At 68.0% G+C, this 18,397-nt stretch carries 16 protein-coding genes and 1 tRNA gene; 13 read left to right on the top strand and 4 right to left on the bottom strand.

Going from position 1 to position 18,397, the window contains the following annotated elements:
* Positions 1-61: 61 nt before the first annotated feature.
* The 6 genes from ftsH (at position 62) to serA (ending at position 8,595) form a co-directional block, all read left to right on the top strand.
* Complete coding sequence (gene ftsH / locus IEY14_RS05700; protein WP_188907199.1) at positions 62-1,987, top strand: ATP-dependent zinc metalloprotease FtsH; 1,926 nt, start codon at positions 62-64, stop codon at positions 1,985-1,987.
* A gap of 153 nt (positions 1,988-2,140) precedes the next feature.
* The gene (glmM, locus tag IEY14_RS05695; protein WP_188907198.1) at positions 2,141-3,490 is read left to right on the top strand and encodes a phosphoglucosamine mutase; all 1,350 of its coding nucleotides are present in this window, start codon (positions 2,141-2,143) and stop codon (positions 3,488-3,490) included.
* 99 nt (positions 3,491-3,589) lie between these two features.
* A complete protein-coding gene (locus IEY14_RS05690; RefSeq protein WP_188907197.1) occupies positions 3,590-4,426 on the top strand; it encodes an outer membrane protein in 837 nt (278 codons plus the stop codon).
* Between the two features lie 180 nt (positions 4,427-4,606).
* Positions 4,607-5,431: an outer membrane protein gene (locus tag IEY14_RS05685; RefSeq protein ID WP_188907196.1), complete on the top strand. Its 825-nt coding sequence runs from the start codon at positions 4,607-4,609 to the stop codon at positions 5,429-5,431.
* Between the two features lie 158 nt (positions 5,432-5,589).
* Positions 5,590-6,768 carry a phosphoserine transaminase gene (locus IEY14_RS05680; protein ID WP_188907195.1) on the top strand — a complete coding sequence of 393 codons (1,179 nt, stop codon included), beginning with the start codon at positions 5,590-5,592 and terminating at the stop codon, positions 6,766-6,768.
* Positions 6,769-7,002: 234 nt separating this feature from the next.
* The gene (gene serA / locus IEY14_RS05675) at positions 7,003-8,595 is read left to right on the top strand and encodes a phosphoglycerate dehydrogenase (RefSeq protein ID WP_188907194.1); all 1,593 of its coding nucleotides are present in this window, start codon (positions 7,003-7,005) and stop codon (positions 8,593-8,595) included.
* A 56-nt stretch (positions 8,596-8,651) separates the two neighbouring features.
* Here serA and IEY14_RS05670 read toward each other — a convergent pair whose 3' ends face one another.
* A complete protein-coding gene (locus tag IEY14_RS05670) occupies positions 8,652-9,590 on the bottom strand; it encodes a DMT family transporter (RefSeq protein WP_188907193.1) in 939 nt (312 codons plus the stop codon).
* A gap of 215 nt (positions 9,591-9,805) precedes the next feature.
* On the opposite strand from IEY14_RS05670, the gene IEY14_RS05665 reads away from it, so the two are divergent.
* On the top strand, positions 9,806-11,098 hold the full coding sequence (locus IEY14_RS05665) for an adenylosuccinate synthase (protein WP_188907192.1): 1,293 nt from the start codon (positions 9,806-9,808) through the stop codon (positions 11,096-11,098).
* Positions 11,099-11,313: 215 nt separating this feature from the next.
* Complete coding sequence (locus IEY14_RS05660; protein ID WP_188907191.1) at positions 11,314-12,945, top strand: hypothetical protein; 1,632 nt, start codon at positions 11,314-11,316, stop codon at positions 12,943-12,945.
* 45 nt (positions 12,946-12,990) lie between these two features.
* Here the strand turns inward: IEY14_RS05660 and IEY14_RS05655 are convergent, their stop codons facing one another.
* Positions 12,991-13,671, bottom strand: coding sequence for a TetR/AcrR family transcriptional regulator (locus IEY14_RS05655; protein ID WP_188907190.1), 681 nt, complete (start codon positions 13,669-13,671; stop codon positions 12,991-12,993).
* A gap of 237 nt (positions 13,672-13,908) precedes the next feature.
* Here IEY14_RS05655 and IEY14_RS05650 point away from each other — a divergent pair, with 237 nt between their 5' ends.
* The gene (locus IEY14_RS05650) at positions 13,909-14,343 is read left to right on the top strand and encodes a RidA family protein (protein WP_188907189.1); all 435 of its coding nucleotides are present in this window, start codon (positions 13,909-13,911) and stop codon (positions 14,341-14,343) included.
* 143 nt (positions 14,344-14,486) lie between these two features.
* Here IEY14_RS05650 and rpoH read toward each other — a convergent pair whose 3' ends face one another.
* A complete protein-coding gene (gene rpoH / locus IEY14_RS05645) occupies positions 14,487-15,389 on the bottom strand; it encodes an RNA polymerase sigma factor RpoH (RefSeq protein WP_188907188.1) in 903 nt (300 codons plus the stop codon).
* Between the two features lie 210 nt (positions 15,390-15,599).
* The gene (locus IEY14_RS05640) at positions 15,600-16,691 is read right to left on the bottom strand and encodes an RluA family pseudouridine synthase (protein WP_188907187.1); all 1,092 of its coding nucleotides are present in this window, start codon (positions 16,689-16,691) and stop codon (positions 15,600-15,602) included.
* Here IEY14_RS05640 and IEY14_RS05635 point away from each other — a divergent pair.
* The 4 genes from IEY14_RS05635 (at position 16,690) to IEY14_RS05620 (ending at position 18,331) form a co-directional block, all read left to right on the top strand.
* On the top strand, positions 16,690-17,040 hold the full coding sequence (locus IEY14_RS05635; RefSeq protein ID WP_188907186.1) for a DUF6476 family protein: 351 nt from the start codon (positions 16,690-16,692) through the stop codon (positions 17,038-17,040). The two genes, IEY14_RS05640 and IEY14_RS05635, sit on opposite strands and share 2 nt — an antisense overlap.
* A 67-nt stretch (positions 17,041-17,107) precedes the next feature.
* A tRNA-Glu gene (locus tag IEY14_RS05630) sits at positions 17,108-17,182 on the top strand.
* Between the two features lie 150 nt (positions 17,183-17,332).
* Positions 17,333-17,722, top strand: a complete 390-nt coding sequence (locus tag IEY14_RS05625; protein WP_188907185.1) for a DUF2946 family protein — start codon at positions 17,333-17,335, stop codon at positions 17,720-17,722.
* Between the two features lie 105 nt (positions 17,723-17,827).
* Positions 17,828-18,331, top strand: a complete 504-nt coding sequence (locus tag IEY14_RS05620) for a copper chaperone PCu(A)C (protein ID WP_188907184.1) — start codon at positions 17,828-17,830, stop codon at positions 18,329-18,331.
* The last annotated feature ends 66 nt before the right edge of the window (positions 18,332-18,397 follow it).

Raw genomic sequence — 18,397 nt, 5'->3', positions numbered from 1 at the left:
CCGCCTGCCTATCTTCGCTTCGCGCCTTCCCGGCGCTGGCGCGTGACGCCTGGGACTTGAGATGAATCAGAACTTTCGCAATTTTGCGCTCTGGGCGATCATCGCGCTGCTGTTGATCGCCCTCTTCCAGCTCTTCTCGAACGGGTCGCAGAGCGGCAACGCCTCCGAAATCGCCTATTCCCAGTTCCTGTCGGACGTGGATTCGGGCCGCGTGCGCACCGTCACGATCCAGGGGCCGCGCATCACCGGCAAATACAGCGACTCGGCCAATTCGTTCCAGACCTATTCGCCGGGCGATCCGAACATCGTCGGCCGTCTGGAGGCGAAGAACGTCCAGATCAACGCGGCGGCGCCGTCGGACAATTCCAATCCGATCTGGTCGATGCTCCTGTCCTTCGGGCCGATCCTCCTCATCCTCGGCGTCTGGATCTTCCTGATGCGCCAGATGCAGGGCGGTGCCGGCGGCAAGGCCATGGGCTTCGGCAAGTCCAAGGCGAAGCTGCTCACCGAGGCGCATGGCCGGGTGACCTTCGCCGATGTGGCGGGCGTCGACGAGGCCAAGCAGGATCTCGAGGAGATCGTGGAATTCCTGCGCGAGCCGCAGAAGTTCCAGCGCCTCGGCGGCAAGATCCCGCGCGGTGTGCTGCTCGTCGGCCCTCCCGGCACGGGTAAGACGCTGCTTGCGCGCTCGGTCGCCGGCGAGGCGAACGTGCCCTTCTTCACCATCTCGGGTTCGGACTTCGTCGAGATGTTCGTCGGCGTCGGCGCCAGCCGCGTCCGCGACATGTTCGACCAGGCGAAGAAGAACGCGCCCTGCATCATCTTCATTGACGAGATCGACGCAGTCGGCCGCCATCGCGGCGCGGGCCTCGGCGGCGGCAATGACGAGCGCGAGCAGACGCTGAACCAGCTTCTGGTCGAGATGGACGGCTTCGAGGCGAACGAGGGCATCATCCTCATCGCCGCGACCAACCGGCCGGACGTGCTCGACCCGGCGCTCTTGCGTCCGGGCCGGTTCGACCGTCAGGTGATGGTGCCGAACCCCGATGTCGGCGGCCGCGAGAAGATCCTGAAGGTGCATGTGCGCAACGTGCCGCTGGCGCCCAACGTCGATCTGAAGACCATCGCGCGCGGCACGCCGGGCTTTTCCGGCGCCGATCTCGCCAATCTCGTGAACGAGGCGGCGCTGATGGCGGCCCGCCGCTCCAAGCGCCTCGTCACCATGCTCGAATTCGAGGATGCCAAGGACAAGGTGATGATGGGCGCCGAGCGCCGCTCGATGGCCATGACCGAGGACGAGAAGACGCTGACCGCCTATCACGAGGCCGGCCACGCCCTCGTCGGCATCCACGAGCCCTTCAACGACCCCTTGCATAAGGTGACGATCATTCCGCGCGGCCGGGCACTGGGCGTTACCATGAACCTGCCGGAGCGCGACCGCTACGGCATGCGCAAGAACGAGATGGAAGCGCGGCTCTCCATGATCTTCGGCGGCCGCGCCGCCGAGGAGATCATCTACGGCCTCGAAAACGTCACGACCGGCGCCTCCAACGACATCCAGCAGGCCACCAACATGGCCCGCGCGATGGTGATGGAATACGGCATGAGCGACAAGCTCGGCCGCTTGCGCTACCGCCAGAACCAGGAGGAGATCTTCCTCGGCCATTCGGTGGCGCAGCAGCAGAACATGTCGGAAGAGACGGCCAAGCTGATCGACAGCGAAGTGCGCCGCATCATCGAGGAGGCCGAGAACAAGGCCCGCCGCATCCTCAACGAGCATCTCGACGAGCTGCACACGCTCGCCAAGGGCCTGCTCGAATACGAGACGCTGTCGGGCGACGAGGTGCGCGACCTTCTCGCGGGCAAGCCGCTGTCCCGCGACATGGGCGACGACACGCCTCCGTCGCGCGGCTCGACCGTGCCGAAGACCGGCTCCATGCCGCGTCCGAAGCCAGAAGGCGGCTTCGAGCCGCAGCCCTCGGTCTGAGCCGGTTTCCCCAACGCCAAGCCTGATGGACGGCGGCCGATCGGCCGCCGTTCGCATGTTTGGCCCGGCGACATGTTAGGGTTGATATTCTTTTTTACTTTTTCCTTCAGTCTGCGATCGTTAATCCCTCCCTCGCACAACCAGGCGGGACTCATGGGCAAGAAGTATTTCGGCACGGACGGCATTCGCGGTCGCGCCAATTCCAAGATGATGACGGCGGATCTGGCGATGAAGGTCGGCATGGCGACCGGCATCGCCTTCCGGCGCGGCGACCACCAGCACCGTGTCGTCATCGGCAAGGATACGCGCCTGTCCGGCTATATGCTGGAGCCGGCCCTCTGCGCCGGCTTCACCTCGGTCGGCATGGACGTCCTGATGCTCGGGCCGATCCCGACCCCGGCCGTCGCAATGCTGACGCGCTCGATGCGCGCCGATATCGGCGTGATGATCTCCGCCTCGCACAATCCCTTCGAGGACAACGGCATCAAGCTCTTCGGCCCGGACGGCTACAAGCTGTCGGACGAGATCGAGAGCGAGATCGAGGCGCTTCTGGAACAGGATCTCAGCGCGCATCTGGCCGGCGGCGGCCGGCTCGGCCGCGCCAAGCGCTATGACGACGGCGGCCGCGACCGCTATGCCGAATTCGCCAAGCGGACCCTGTCGCGCGCCCAGTCCTTCGAGGGGCTGCGCATCGTGATCGACTGCGCCAACGGCGCGGCCTATAAGGTGGCGCCGGAGGTTCTCTGGGAGCTCGGGGCCGAGGTCGTGAAGCTCGGCGTCGATCCGAACGGCACCAATATCAACCTGAATTGCGGCTCGACCAGCCCGCAGGCGCTCTGCGAGAAGGTGCGAGAGGTGCGCGCCGATATCGGCATCGCGCTCGACGGAGACGCCGACCGGGTGATCATCTGCGACGAGCGCGGCGAGATCGTCGACGGCGACCAGATCATGGCGCTGATCGCCGAATCCTGGGCCGAGGACGGGCGACTGGCGGCCGGCGGCATCGTCGCGACGATCATGTCCAATCTCGGCCTCGAGCGCTTCCTGCAGGATCGCGGCCTGCAGCTCGCCCGCACCAAGGTCGGCGACCGGCATGTGGTCGAGCATATGCGCCAGCACGGCTACAATGTCGGCGGCGAGCAGTCGGGCCATATCATCCTGTCGGATTACGGCACGACCGGCGACGGCCTCGTCTCGGCGCTCCAGGTCCTGTCGGTCGTCGCCAAGAGCGGGCGCCCGGTCTCGGAGGCCTGCCGCAAGTTCGAGCCGGTGCCGCAGGTGCTGAAGAACGTGCGCTTCGCCGGCGGCCAGCCGCTGGAAGGCGAGGGGGTGCAGAAGGCGATCAATTCGGGCCGCGACCGTCTCGGCAATGGCGGACGACTGGTCATCCGGCCCTCCGGCACCGAGCCGCTGATCCGCGTCATGGCGGAAGGCGACGACCCGATCCTCGTCAACCGCGTGGTCGACGACATCATCGGCGCGCTGCAACAGGTGGCCGCCTAAGCGTCCTGCCGGGCGCGAATTAGGGCCTTATTAACCTTAACAAAGCACTTTGGTTCGGACTTCACCGGCATCGGGCCGGTCGTTTCGCCCGGAGCAGCCATGTCGCGTTCCCGAATTCTTTCGACCCTCGCCCTGCTGCTCATGACCGGCGGGTCGGCGCTGGCCGCCGACCTGATCGAGCAGCCCCTGCCCGTGGAAGAGGCGCCGATCGCCTCCGGCTGGTATCTGCGCGGCGATGTCGGCTATGTCTTCAAGGACAAGAGCAAGGGCAACTGGGACTTCTGGAACGAATATCCCGGCTACGAGGGCGTCGACGACACGTTCCATTACAAGAATTTCGAGCTCGGCGACGCGGCGAGCTTCGGCGCGGGCGTCGGCTACCGGTTCAACGACATGCTGCGCGTCGACGCGACGGTCGACTACTTCAACCCGGACTTCAAGGGCAGCACGCAATGCCCGAGCTATGTCGCGGCCTCGCAATTCGGCCAGGCGGCGCCGAACATCGTCTGCGGCTACAATGATCGCGCCGATGTCGATGTCTGGACAGCGATGGCCAATGCCTATGTCGATCTGCCGGTCTTCGGCCCGACCGTGGTGCCCTATATCGGCGCCGGCATCGGTGCCGCCTATGTCGATTACGGCACGATGACGAGCGAGCAGTGCGGCATCAAATGCGGCGACCCGACGAATGTCTCCTTCGAGCATGAGGGGCTGGACGACTGGCGCTTCGCCGCCTCGCTGATGGCGGGCGCGACGATCGACCTGACCGGCGCCCTGAAACTCGATGCCGGTTACAAATATACCCATGTCACCGGCGGCGATGCCTTTGCCTATGACGAGACGGCCAAGCTGGCCGGCGCCTCCGGCGCGCAGATCCGCGACGACGGCTTCGATCTCCATACGGTGCGCGTCGGCCTGCGCTACGAATTCTACTGATCGCCTCATTCCGGTCCGAAGGAAGGCGCGCCCATTGCGGCGCGCCTTTTTCGTTCGGGGCGAGAGGGCAGGGCCGTCCGGTTAAGAAACACGGTTAAGCATCCCTTAAGGGATTGCCGGTATGGTTTCCGAAAGATGAATGCCGCCGGCGCCGGGCGCCGGCCGTCCGAGGACCCTCCGATGCAGTCCGCGAAAAGCCTCGTTCTTCTCGCCCTTCTCGCCGCCGGCCTGCCCGCCTCGGCGCGCGCGGCGGATATTCTCGACCAGCCGATCGAGAGCCCCTCCTATGTGCCGGTGGAAATCGGCAGCAGCTGGTATCTGCGCGGCGACGTCGCCTATGATTTCGAGCGCGACATCGACACCAAGTTCACCAATTCCTACCAGGACGGCTTCGGCGCCACGATCGGCCGCGACGGCAGCCTCGGCGGCGCCAGCCTCGACGCGAATGCCGCCTATAGCGCCGGCTTCGGCTATCAGGTCACGGATTTCCTGCGTGGCGACCTGACGGCGCATTACTGGCAGACCGACCTTTCCCTGTCCGGCTCCGGCCTCTCCGACTCGGCCTGCCCGACCGCGCTCGCCGCCGGCTATGCCTGCTCCGGCGGCGATTCGGAGGTGAAGACCTGGGAAGTGATGGCGAATGCCTATCTCGACCTCGGCACCTTCGTCGGCGTCACCCCCTATGTCGGCGCCGGCGTCGGCGCGGCGCGGGTGAAATACGATCTCTCGCTGCCCGCCACCTGTCTCACCGGCACGAGCTGCGGCGCCGGCTTCGACGTCGCGATGAAGAACGGCGAGGACGACTGGCGCTTCGCCTTCGCCCTCATGGGCGGCGCGTCCTACGACCTGACGCCGAACCTCAAGCTCGATGTCGGCTATCGCTACGTGAATATCGACAGTGGCGAGATCGGCAAGGTGACGGCGGGCGGCGGCACGGCGACCCTCAAGGACGACGGCTTCGACCGGCACACGATCCAGGCGGGCCTGCGCTACTCGCTGTTCTGACGAAGACCGAAACTTACGAAAGAATGGATGGCGGGCCTCGGCCCGCCATTTTTCTTTTCACGACATTCATCGGCTTGACGCCGACATCGCCGAAGAGTAGTGCCCGCAGCGGGACACGCCTCCCCAACGAGGCGCTTCTATCTGGAAGGATAGCTTTGATGGCGAATATCGCGCGCCCGGACGCTCGTCCGAACGTTTCTCATTTCTCCTCCGGCCCTTGCGCCAAGCGACCCGGCTGGTCGCTGGAGGCCCTCGGCGATGCCGCCCTCGGCCGCTCGCACCGCTCGAAGCTCGGCAAGACCAAGCTCGCCAAGGCCATCGAGGACACCCGCGACATCCTCGGCGTTCCGGCCGACTACCGCATCGGCATCGTCCCGGCCTCCGATACCGGGGCCGTCGAGATGGCCATGTGGTCGCTGCTCGGCGCCCGCGGCGTCGACATGGTCGCCTGGGAAAGCTTCGGCTCGGGCTGGGTGACGGATGCGGTGAAGCAGCTGAAGCTCGCCGATGCCCGCATCTTCGAGGCGTCCTATGGCGAGATCGTCGATTTCGCGCAGGTCGATTTCGACCGCGACGTCGTCTTTACCTGGAACGGCACGACCTCCGGCGTGCGCATGCCGAATGGCGACGCGATCCCCGCGAACCGGCAGGGCCTGACCATCTGCGACGCGACCTCGGCCGCCTTCGCCCAGGACCTTCCCTATGACAAGCTCGATGTCGTCACCTTCTCCTGGCAGAAGGTGCTGGGCGGCGAGGCGGCGCATGGCGTCCTGATCCTCAGCCCGCGCGCCGTCGAGCGGCTGCTGACCTACAAGCCGGCCTGGCCGCTGCCGAAGATCTTCCGCCTCACCTCCGGCGGCAAGCTCAGCGAGGGCATCTTCAAGGGCGAGACGATCAACACGCCGTCGATGCTCTGTGTCGAGGACTATCTCGACGCGCTCGGCTGGGCGAAGTCGATCGGCGGACTGCCGGTGTTGAAGGCCCGCGCCGACGCCAATCTCGCCGCGATCGAGCGCTTCGTCGCCGAGAATTCCTGGCTCGGCTTCCTCGCCAAGGACAAGGCGATCCGCTCCAACACCTCCGTCTGCCTCGTCTTCACCGACCCGGCGATCGCCGGCGCCTCGGACGAAGTGCAGCAGGCCTTCGCCAAGGGCGTCGTCGCCCGGCTCGAGAAGGAGGGCGTCGCCCTCGATATCGGCGCCTATCGCGACGCGCCGGCGGGCCTGCGCATCTGGTGCGGCGCGACCGTCGAGACCGCCGATGTCGAGGCGCTCCTGCCCTGGCTCGCCTATGCCTACGAAGCCGAGAAGGCCGAGTCCGCCGCCAAGGCGGCCTGACGCGTCTCGCTATCGTCCATTCCGGACAGGCGCCTTCGTCGTCACCGCGCCTTCTCCCGAACCGGGAGAAGGTGCCGGCAGGCGGATGAGGGAGCGACAGGGCACAGGCGTTTGCGCCCTACGGCTCCCTCACCCGGCTCGCTGACGCGACCCACCCTCTCCCGACTCGGGAGAGGGGGAGGCGCCCGTCCATTCAACGCTTTCCCCTTCACAGGCTCACCGGAGCATCCTCCCATGGCCCCTCGCGTTCTCGTTTCCGATCAGCTCTCGAAAACCGCCGTGCAGATCTTCAAGGATCGCGGTGTCGAGGTCGACTACCTGCCGGATCTCGGCAAGGACAAGGACCAGCTCCTTGCCGTGATCGACCAGTATGACGGCCTCGCCATCCGTTCGGCCACCAAGGTCACCGAGAAGGTGATCGAGGCGGCGTCGAAGCTGAAGGTGGTCGGTCGCGCCGGCATCGGCGTCGACAATGTCGACATCCCGGCCGCCTCGCGTCGCGGCATCATCGTGATGAACACGCCCTTCGGCAATTCCATCACCACGGCCGAACATGCGATCGCGATGATGTTCGCCGTCGCCCGCGATCTGCCCGCCGCCGATCTGTCCACCAAGGCCGGCAAGTGGGAGAAGAACCGCTTCCTCGGCGTCGAGATCACCGGCAAGGTGCTCGGCATCGTCGGCTGCGGCAATATCGGCTCGATCGTCGCGGCCCGCGCCACGGGCCTGAAGATGAAGGTCGTCGCCTTCGATCCCTTCCTGTCGGCCGAGCGTGCCGAGCAGCTGGGCATCGAGAAGGTCGAATTGCCGGAGCTCTTCCGCCGCGCCGACTTCATCACCCTGCACACGCCGCTCACCGACAAGACGCGCGGCATCATCGACGCCGCCGCCATCGCGCAGATGAAGGACGGCGTGCGCATCATCAACTGCGCGCGGGGCGGGCTGGTCAACGAGGCCGATCTCTACGCGGCGCTGAAGAGCGGCAAGGTGGCGGGCGCCGGCATCGACGTCTTCGAGACCGAGCCGGCCAAGGAAAGCCCGCTCTTCTCGCTCGACAACGTCGTCTGCACGCCGCATCTCGGCGCCTCGACCGAGGAGGCGCAGGAGAATGTCGCCCTGCAGGTGGCCGAGCAGATGTCGGACTATCTCGTCAACGGCGCCGTCTCCAACGCGCTGAACATGCCCTCGATCACCGCCGAGGAAGCGCCGATCCTGACGCCCTTCGTCAAGCTCGCCGAGATCCTCGGCGCCTTCGTCGGCCAGGTGACGGAGGACCCGATCAAGGAGATCGAGATCCTGTTCGACGGCGCGACCGCCGCCATGAACACGCGCGCCCTGACGAGCGCCGCCATCGCCGGCCTCCTGAAGCCGCTGGTGCAGACGGTGAACATGGTCTCCGCGCCGCTGATGGCCAAGGAGCGTGGCATCATCGTCTCCGAGGTGCGGCGCGACAAGTCGGGCGTCTTCGACGGCTATATCAAGCTGACGGTGAAGACCGAGAAGATGACCCGCTCGGTCGCCGGCACCTGCTTCGCCGACCGCAAGCCGCGCTTCATCCAGATCAAGGACATCAACCTGGAGGCCGAGGTCGGTCGCCACATGCTCTACATCACCAATCGCGACGTGCCGGGCATGATCGGCGAGATCGGCATGACCTGCGGTCGCAATAAGGTGAACATCGCGAACTTCCATCTCGGCCGCGACGCGAAGGGCGGCGACGCCATCGCCATCCTCTATCTCGACGAGGCGGTGGGCGAGGCGGCGCTCGCCGACATCCGCAATATCGAGGGCGTCGGCCAGGCGAAGCTTCTGTCCTTCGAGGTCTGATTAGACCTTCGGCGGAACGATGCGAGGGCGCGCGGGCTTTGGCCGGCGCGCCTTTTTCATGCCGTCTCGCCGTCCTCCGGCACCGGCGGCGCGGCGGGCGCCTCGGCCGAAAGGCGTCCCTTCTCGGCGAGGGCGATGCCGCCGAGCACGAAGACCAGCGCCGCGATGTGATAGGGGAACAGGTCCTCGCCGAGGACGGCCATGGCGAGCGCGGCGCCGAAGATCGGCGTGAGGTTGATGAAGAGATTGGCCCGGTTCGGCCCGATCATCTCGACGCCCCTGATATAGAGCGTCTGGCCGGCCAGCGACGGCCCGAGCGCGATGTAGAGGACGATCAGCGCGCCTTCGAGATCCGGCCATTGCGCGGTGCCCGTCGCCGTCTCGTAGGCGAGGAAGGGCAGGGAGGCGACGAGCGCCGAGGCCGAAAGCACGAAGATCATCGAGCGCCAATGGATCGCCGGCTTGTAGCGCAGCGCGATCGTGTAGAGGCCGTAGATCACCACGGCCGCCATCATCATCGCGTCGCCGCGATTGAGGTCGAGCGCCAGCAGCGTCGCGAGATGGCCGTGCGCCGCCGGCACGGCGACGCCGACGAGGGTGAGGCTGAAGCCGACGATCTGCGGCAGGCTCGCCGGCGTGCGGAAAAGCACGAAGCCGGCGAGGAACACGACGAGCGGCATCGAGGCCTGTTCGATCATCACGTTGATCGCCGTCGTGTGCAGCAGCGCGGCGTAGAAGATCGCGTTGAAGACCGTGAAGCCGGCGGCGCCGAGGACGAAGAGAAGCGGCAGCCGGGGGCGGATCGCCGGCCAGTCGCGGCGCACGTCGCGAAGCGCGAAGGGCGCGAGGATCAGGACGGCGACGAGCCAGCGCAGGCTGGTGATCACCATCGGCGAGACATGGCCGATCGCCAGCCGCCCCGCCACCGCATTGCCGCCCCAGAAGAAGGATGTCACCGCGAGCAGAAGATAGGGATGGGCGAGAAGGCGTTTCATCGCCGGGCTTTAGGCGGAAATTCGCGGCGCGGGAAGCGCGTGCCGCGCCATCGCCCGCGCGTTCGCGCCCCTCGTTTGCGGCGCGCCTTCGCCGTGGATTTCCCCATGGTTTGCGCCATCGAAGCGGTTGCCGCTTCCCGTCGCGCGCCATGGCGGATAAAAGGCCGGGAACTCGTCGGCTCCTCCGCCTCACGGCCCGCAGGATTGGAACTTTCATGGCAAATGTCGTCGTCGTCGGCTCCCAGTGGGGGGACGAAGGAAAGGGCAAGATCGTCGACTGGCTCTCCGAGCGCGCCGATGTGGTGGTGCGCTTCCAGGGCGGCCACAATGCCGGCCATACGCTGGTGGTGGACGGCGTGTCCTACAAGCTGTCGCTCCTGCCCTCCGGCGTCGTGCGGCCCGGCAAGCTGTCGGTGATCGGCAACGGCGTCGTCTTCGATCCGCATGCCTTCGTCGCCGAGCGCGACCGGCTGCGCGGGCAGGGAGTCGACATCTCGCCGGAAACGCTGCGCATCGCCGACAATGCGGCGCTGATCCTGTCCGTCCACCGCGAACTCGACGCGACGCGCGAGAATTCCAACATCGGCACCCGCATCGGCACGACGCGGCGCGGCATCGGCCCGGCCTATGAGGACAAGGTCGGCCGGCGCGCGATCCGCGTCATGGATCTCGCCGATCCCGACATCCTGCCGGAGCGGGTGGAGCGGCTGCTGGCCCATCACAATCCGCTGCGCCGGGGCCTCGGCGTCGAGGAAGTCTCGGCCGAGGCGATCCTCGCCGAGCTGACCGCCGTCGCCGCCGAGATCGTGCCCTATATCGACCGCGTCTGGCAGCTTCTCGAAAAGCACCGCAAGGCCGGCGACCGCATCCTCTTCGAGGGGGCGCAGGGCACGCTGCTCGACATCGACCACGGCACCTATCCCTTCGTCACCTCGTCCAACACGGTCGCGGGTCAGGCGGCGGCGGGCGCCGGCCTCGGGCCGTCCGCCATCGGCTTCGTGCTCGGCATCACCAAGGCCTATACGACCCGCGTCGGCGAGGGCCCGTTCCCGACCGAGCAGCAGAACGAGGTCGGCGACTTCCTCGGCACGCGCGGCCACGAATTCGGCACGGTGACGGGGCGCAAGCGCCGCTGCGGCTGGTTCGACGCGGTGCTGGTGCGCCAGGCGGTGGCGGTGAACGGCATGACCGGCCTCGCTCTGACCAAGCTCGACGTGCTCGACGGTCTCGACGAGATCAAGATCGCCGTCGGCTATCGGCTGGACGGCAAGGAGATCGACTACCTGCCCGCCACGCTCGGCGCCCAGCAGCGGCTGGAGCCGATCTACGAGACCTACGAAGGCTGGAAGGACACGACCGCCGGCGCCCGCAGCTGGAGCGAACTCCCGGCCCAGGCGGTGAAATATGTCCGCCAGATCGAGGAGCTCGTCGGCTGCCCGGTGACGCTGCTCTCCACCTCGCCCGAGCGGCAGGACACGATCCTCGTCCGCGATCCCTTCGAGGATTGAGCGAAGCGGCGGTTCGAGCCCCTTGCGCCAGCCGTTCCGCGCTTCCGGTCGGACGCGGAATGGTTTATGCGGACTGATCGAAAATTTGACATACTGAATCAGACCTCTAACCCGTCTCCGGCCGCGTTGCCGGGGGAGGGCGGGATCTGACGCAAGGGAATGCGGCGCGTGAGGCCGCGTGGCCCTGCGGCGCAGGCAACGGATGGCATCGGTCAATGGCGGATTTGGGCGCGGTTCTGCGCAAGACGATCGATGGGCTGCCCAACGCGACGCCGGAATTGCGCGCGAAGGTCTACGAGAAGGCGCGCGCCGCCATTCTCCGCCAGATCGAGAACGCCAATCCGCCGCTGGCCGACGATGTCGTGGCGGTGCGCACCGCCGCGCTCGAGGACGCGATCGAGGCGACGGAGGCGCATTATCTGGCGGTGGATGGTGTCGATGCGGTGCCGGAGCCGCTTGGCTCGCCGCTGCCCGTGCCGCCGCCCGCCGCAGCGGCCGAGCCGCCGCGCGCGCCGCGCGAGACCGAGGGGCGTCCGCCCTTCCGCAGCCTGGCGACGCCGGCGACGCCTGCCGATCCCATTCCGCGCATGCCGCGCGCCGATGCCGAATTCGCCCGCGCGCCCGCGCCGTCCCCCTCGGCCGAGCGGCGGGTCGAGCCGGATCGCGGCGCCCGGCCGGAGCGGCGTGAGCCGCGTCTCGGCCTGCCGGACAGTGGCATCCGCTCGATCGAGCCGGAAGAAGGCGGGCTCGACATTCCCGGCGCCGATACAAGCGCGCCGCGCTATGCACCCTCCCGCCCACCCCGGCCGAAGAAGAGCCGGGCACCGCTTTTCGCCGGCGTCGCCGCTCTCGCGCTGATCGCGCTCGGCGCGGGTGGCTACCTCTATCGCGGCGAGATCGAGACCCTCATCGGCGGCGAGACCGGCAGCGCCGCGAACACTGCGACGCCGGCCGCCACGCCCTCGGCCTCCAGCCCGGATGTCGCCAGCCTCCCGTCCACCGCCGCGCCGGACGCGACGCCCGGCGCGACGGACGGCGGCACCGGTGCCGCGCCGTCGGCGGCGCCCGCCGGGGCGTCGAAGCGCCGCTTCACCCAGCGCCTGCTGCCGGATGGCCGCGAAGTGGACGAGGGGCCGGGCGCCGGCAATCCGAACGCCTTCGACGAGGGCACCAATGTCGCCGCCGCGACGCCGGAGCCTGTCGTGCCGCCCGGCGCCGCACCGAGCCCTGCCGCGCCGCCCGCCGCCCAGACACCGGCGCCTCCCGCGACCGGCGCCAAGCCGAACGCTGCCTCGCCCGCCGTCTCGCAGCGCGCCATGTTCTACGAGGAGCGGACGGACACGCAGCAGGGCACGCAGCAGCTCGGCAATGTCGTCTGGAGCGTCGTCAACGAGCCGCCGGCCGACGACCAGCCGCCCGAGCCGGCGATCCGCGCGGTCGCCGACGTGCCGAGCGAGAAGCTGAAGATGACCATGACGATCCGGCGCAATCTCGACGCGACGCTGCCGGCGAGCCATGTGATCGAACTGCAGTTCGACGTGCCGCCCGGCTTCGACGGCGGCCAGATCGTCAATGTCCAGCGTCTCGCGCTGAAGCCGACCGAGGAGGCGCGCGGCGAGCCGCTGATCGGCGTCGCCGGCAAGATCTCGGACGGCTTCTTCGTCGTCGCGCTCAACAATCTCGACAAGGCGACGGAAACCAATCTCGCGCTGCTCGGCAAGCAGGAATGGATCGACGTGCCGATCGCCTATGCCACGGGCAGGCGGGCGCTGATCTCGATCGAGAAGGGCGTGCCGGGCGACCGCGTGTTCAAGCAGGCGATGGAAGCCTGGGCCGCCAAGACCTGAGCGCCTCGACCTGACCGGACAGGCTCGTCCGACCGGAACAGGCGTTCAGCGCGGCCGGCGGGACAGGCCGTCGAGCAGGAAGCCGATGCCGCGTCGAAAGACGCCGTCCCAATCGTCGTCCAGAAGCAGGCGGGAGCGTTCGATCGTCGGATGCTGCCCGCTCGGGTCTTCGAGGCGGCGCTGCGCCGCCGCGCGGTCTTCCGCCGAACGATCGTAGCTGGCCCGCGTCACCGTGGCGCCCATCACCGAGTTCCAGAGCGACCAGATCGCGGCGTTCAGATCGTCGTCCGCCACCCCCGCTTCGGATAGCGTCCTGCTTAGTCGTTCGAGACGGTCGAGCGCGTTCCGGCCGAGGGGCTGGCGCGGCAGTAGCGTCGCGGCCCAGGGATGGCGCAGCATGGCGACGCGCCAGTCCTCCAAGAGATGAACGACCTGCCCGCGCCAATCGGCCGGAACATCCGTCGACGCGGGCGGGCGATAGGCGAGCACCGTATCGAGCGCCAGGGCCAGGACGTCGTCCTTGTTCTCGACATGCCAGTAGAGGCTCATCACGCCCGCGCCGAGGCGGTCGGCCAGCCGGCGCATCGTCAGGCCGCCGATGCCCTCGGCATCCAGAAGGTCGACGGCCGTCGCCACGATGCGTTCGCGGGTGAGGGGCGGGTCGCTTGGCGCGTCCTCGCCCGTTCCGCCCCCATCGGTCCGCGCCTTGCCGCGCTTGCCTGCCATCGGCCTTGTCCCTCGATCCAGACCCCGGTTGTGGCCGCCGACGGGGGCTATGTCGACAGGCGAACTTGACTCGTACAGCGTACGATACTACAAGACGTACATCGTACGAGTCACCGTGCGATGTCTCACGCCGTCACACGGCTTTCCCGGTCGGGCCGGCGGAGAATTCCGTTCCGGTTTGGTCGCGGGAAGACCGTGCCCGGCCTCGTCAAGCATCTCGTCTCAGGAGGACATCCCATGCTGGCCGCTTCTCCGGCGCTTGCCGCCGACGCGCTGACCATCGTCAATCCGTCGGCGCTCCACGACCCGTCGCCCAACGGTTACAGCACGGCGGTGGTCGTGCCGGGCGGCGCGAGGCTGGCCTTCGTTTCTGGCCAGGGCGGCCAGGACGCCACCGGCGCCCTGTCCCCGGACTTCGCCGCGCAGGTTGGCCAGGCCTATCGCAATCTCCGTCTCGCCCTCGATGCGCTGGGAGCCAAGCCGGAACATGTCGCCAAGCTGACGGTCTTCGTCGTCGACCACGACATGTCCAAGCTCGGCGTGTTGACGCAGGCGGTCACGGAGATGTTCGGGGCGGCGCTGCCGGCGCAAACGCTCGTTCCCGTTCCCAAGCTCGCGATCGACCCCATGCTGTTCGAGGTCGAGGCGGTCGTCGTTCTGCCGCGCGCCTGACGGCACGCTCGGGGAACTGGGTATGGGAATGACACCCAGACGATGGCGAGACATGGGCCCGAAGACAGGCCAGGTTTGCCGCCTTTAGAAGCGCGGCGCGGAGACCGACCGATTCACTCGGTCGATCTCCGCGTTTCGCGGTCTTACGCCGTCACCGGCCGCAGGGCGCGGCGGGCGGCTTCGGCGGTGTCGCGCACCGCCTTCTGCACCTTCTCGAAGGCGCGAACCTCGATCTGGCGCACGCGCTCGCGGCTAATGTCGAACTCGCCGGACAGAGCTTCCAGCGTCAGCGGCTCCTCGGCGAGGCGGCGGGCCTCGAAGATGCGGCGCTCGCGCTCGTTCAGCACGCCGAGGGCGTTCTGCAACATGCCGCGCCGCTGCTCCATCTCGTCCTGCTCGACCAGCATCTCTTCCTGGTTCTCGGCCTGATCGACGAGCCAGTCCTGCCATTCGCCGGATTCGCCCTCCGTCGCGCGGATCGGTGCATTGAGCGAGGCGTCGCCGGACAGGCGCCGGTTCATCGACACCACCTCTTCCTCGGACACGCCGAGCTGGGTGGCGATGAGATGGACCTGATCGGGCTTCAGATCGCCCTCGTCCAGCGCCTGGATGCGGCTCTTCATCTTGCGCAGGTTGAAGAACAGCCGCTTCTGGTTGGCCGTCGTGCCCATCTTCACGAGGCTCCACGACCGCAGGATATATTCTTGAATCGCCGCCTTGATCCACCACATGGCATAGGTGGCCAAGCGGAAGCCGCGATCGGCGTCGAAGCGCTTCACCGCCTGCATGAGACCGACATTGCCCTCGGAGACGACCTCGCCGATCGGCAGACCATAGCCGCGATAGCCCATGGCGATCTTCGCCACGAGGCGGAGATGGCTGGTGACGAGCTTTTGCGCGGCGTTGCGGTCGCCATGTTCGGCATAGCGCTTCGCCAGCATGTATTCCTCTTGCGGCTCCAGCATCGGAAAACGCCGGATCTCCTCCAGGTAACGGCTGAGACCCCCTTCGCCCGACGCGATGCTCGGCAAGTTGGCTTGGGCCATGATGCACCCTCCATAATCGAAGTCGGCCGCCCGATTCCGGGCCGGCCGCGTGCGGAGATCGCGAAACGCCCACCCCCGCGTAGCTTCAGATGGGGATTGTCCCGTCAAATTTCAGCGGGCGTTCGGCAACCATCGTCGAACGCATCGTTCACCGAACGTTCGGAGCGCCATTATGCGCGGTTCCGGCCGCGCCTGCATCTAAAGCTTCGTTCATCTCGCAAGTTCCAAGGCCTCGGCGAGGGTCCGGAAGTCTTCCGGCGGGGCGGTCTCGAAGCGGAGCGGCGCGCCCGTCAGTGGGTGTTCGAAGCCGAGGCTCGCGGCGTGGAGGGCCTGCCGGGGGAAGGCGGCGGCGATCGCGCCGGCCGGCTCCGGCAAGCGCAGGGCCTTGGTGCGGAAGGATTTTCCGTAGAGCTCGTCGCCGATCAGCGGATGGCCCGCATGGGCCATGTGCACGCGGATCTGATGGGTGCGGCCAGTCTCCAGAATGCAGCGGAGGAGGGCGGTGCTGTCGCCGACGCCGCGCGCCATCACTTCGTAGTGAGTGACGGCATGGCGTGCATCGGCGCGACTCTCCGGCACCACCTGACGCTTCAGCCGGTCGAGGCTGGAGCGGCCGAGCGCGGCCTCGATTCGCCCCTTCGGCCGCGCCGGCACGCCCCAGACCACGGCGAGATAGGCCCGCTCCATGCGCCCGTCGCGACCATGGGCGGCGAACTGTTCCGAGAGCGAACGATGCGCGAGATCGGTCTTGGCGACGACCATGACGCCGCTCGTATCCTTGTCGAGGCGGTGCACGATGCCGGGGCGCTTCACCCCGCCGATCCCCGAGAGACTGTCGCCGCAATGATGCAGCAGCGCGTTGACCAGCGTGCCGGTCCAGTTGCCGGCGCCCGGATGGACGACGAGCCCCGCCGGCTTGTCGATGACGATCAGCGCCTCGTCCTCGTAGAGGATCGTCAGCGGAATCGGCTCCGGCTGCGGATCGGGCTCCTCGGCCTCCGGCACGGTCATCTCCACCGTCTCGCCTTCCGTAAGGCGGCGGCTCGGGGACGCGACGGGGCGGCCGTCGATGCGGACGCCGCCGCTCTCGATCACGGCCTGGATGCGGCTGCGCGAGAAGGCGCCGGCCAGACGCGCGGTGAGGAACTGGTCGAGCCGCTGCCCCGCAGCCGGCGCGTCGGCGACGAAGCGGCCCGCCTCGGCGCCGTCCTCCGTCTCGGCGATGTGGCTTGCCTCGGCGGGGAGCGCGACGCTAGGAGCGGAGGCGGGCGAAGCGCCCGGGCGGGAACGGGATGATGCCATGGCGAAAGCGGACCTCGACGACGAGGCGGAAAAGCCCCTCGATCCTGCGACGGAACGGCTGCGCCGCAAGATGGTCCGGTTGCTGGCCGTCTCGGTCGGAGTGATGATGGTCGCGGTTATGGCCGTGCTGGCGGCGGTTGTCTACAAGATCGGCCGCGATCGGCCCGCTGCGCTCGATCCGAACGTTCCCCTCAAGGTCGAGCTGCCGGCGGGGGCCGAGGTGGAAGACATGGCGATGGGCGACGGCCAGGCGCTGCTGCGCCTGCGCGACGGGGCCGCCGAGCGCCTCCTGCGCATCGATCTCGCGACGGGCCGTGTGGTGGCGCGCTACGACCTCGTGAAGCCCTGAACGAAACCGTCACAAAGGCGCTTGCCAAGCCGGAAAAGCCCGGCTATACGGACGCCACACTGGTTACGCGCCCATCGTCTAGCGGTTAGGACGGCGCCCTCTCACGGCGCAAACAGGGGTTCGATTCCCCTTGGGCGTACCAGTGTCCTTCCCTTCAAAATCTGATCGATCGATAGACCCCCGGCCGATGTGTTCGGCTTGGGTCCTCCGGTCTTGCGCCGCCATCTTGCCGCGTTTCCTTCCGGCGGGAGGCCATGCTAGAGCCTCGGTCCTCACGAGAGGGGCTGGCATCTTGAGGCAGCGACGGATCGGATGGCGGCGGCCGGCGGCGAAATTCGCCGCGCTGCTTCTGGCCGTCCAGGCGCTGCTCTTCGCCGCCGCGCTCGGCGCCGAGGCTGGCGCCCCGCCGCGCGACCAGTTCGGCAATGTCATCTGTGCCGCCGGGAGCGAGGGCCACGGGCATCGGGCCGCCTCCGGCCATGACGATTCGCATGGCGGGCGCGTCGCCTGCTGCGGGCTTGGCTGTCTGCTGGGTGCGGCCGCCGTGCCGCCGCCAACGGCCGCGAGCCTGCCGCTGCCCGCCCGTCTGCCGCTCGCGGCCGGCCGGCCGCTTCGCGTGGGCGTCGCCCCGGGCGCGCCCGCCGCGCCGCTGAATGCGCGGGCGCCGCCGCGTCGTCTCTGATCGTCTTCGCCCGGCCGGCTTCGGCCCGCCGGCATCGTTTCGATCGACGGGCGTCGTCGTTCCTGGCCGCCGGCCGGCACGCGCCCGAATTCCAGAGAGTTTCGCATGTCCTTTCTCCCCCGTCTTCGAGCGCTTCGCGGCCTCGCCACCCCGCTCGCCCTGGCGCTCGGCGTCGCATTCGGCGCGTCCGCCAGCTCCGCCCACGAGTTCAAGGCCGGCTCGGTCGAGATCGAGCATCCCTGGAGCCGCGCGACGCCGCCGGGCGCCAAGGTCGGCGCCGGCTATCTCGGCCTCAAGAACGAGGGCAGCGCCGCCGATCGGCTGATCGGCATGGCGAGCCCGGCCGCCGAGCGCGTCGAGATCCACGACATGGCGCTGGACAACGGCGTCATGACCATGCGGCCCGTTACGGGCGGCCTGGAGATCCCGCCCGGCAAGACCGTCACCTTCAAGCCGAGCGGCCTCCATCTGATGCTCATCGATCTGAAGGCGCCCCTGAAGCTCGGCGACAAGGTGCCGTTGACCCTCACCTTCGAGAAGGGCGGCAAGGTCGACGTCTATCTGCAGGTCGATAAGATGGGCGCCACCGGTTCCGACGACGCCCATTGATTCCTCATGGGACAGGCCGGCCGCGTGCGGCTCGTCCGCGCCGGCCGGCCATGTCCGGAGCGCCTC

The organism is Aureimonas endophytica, assembly GCF_014642635.1.
Lineage (GTDB): Bacteria > Pseudomonadota > Alphaproteobacteria > Rhizobiales > Rhizobiaceae > Plantimonas > Plantimonas endophytica.
This window is presented reverse-complemented; position numbering and strand designations above follow the sequence as displayed.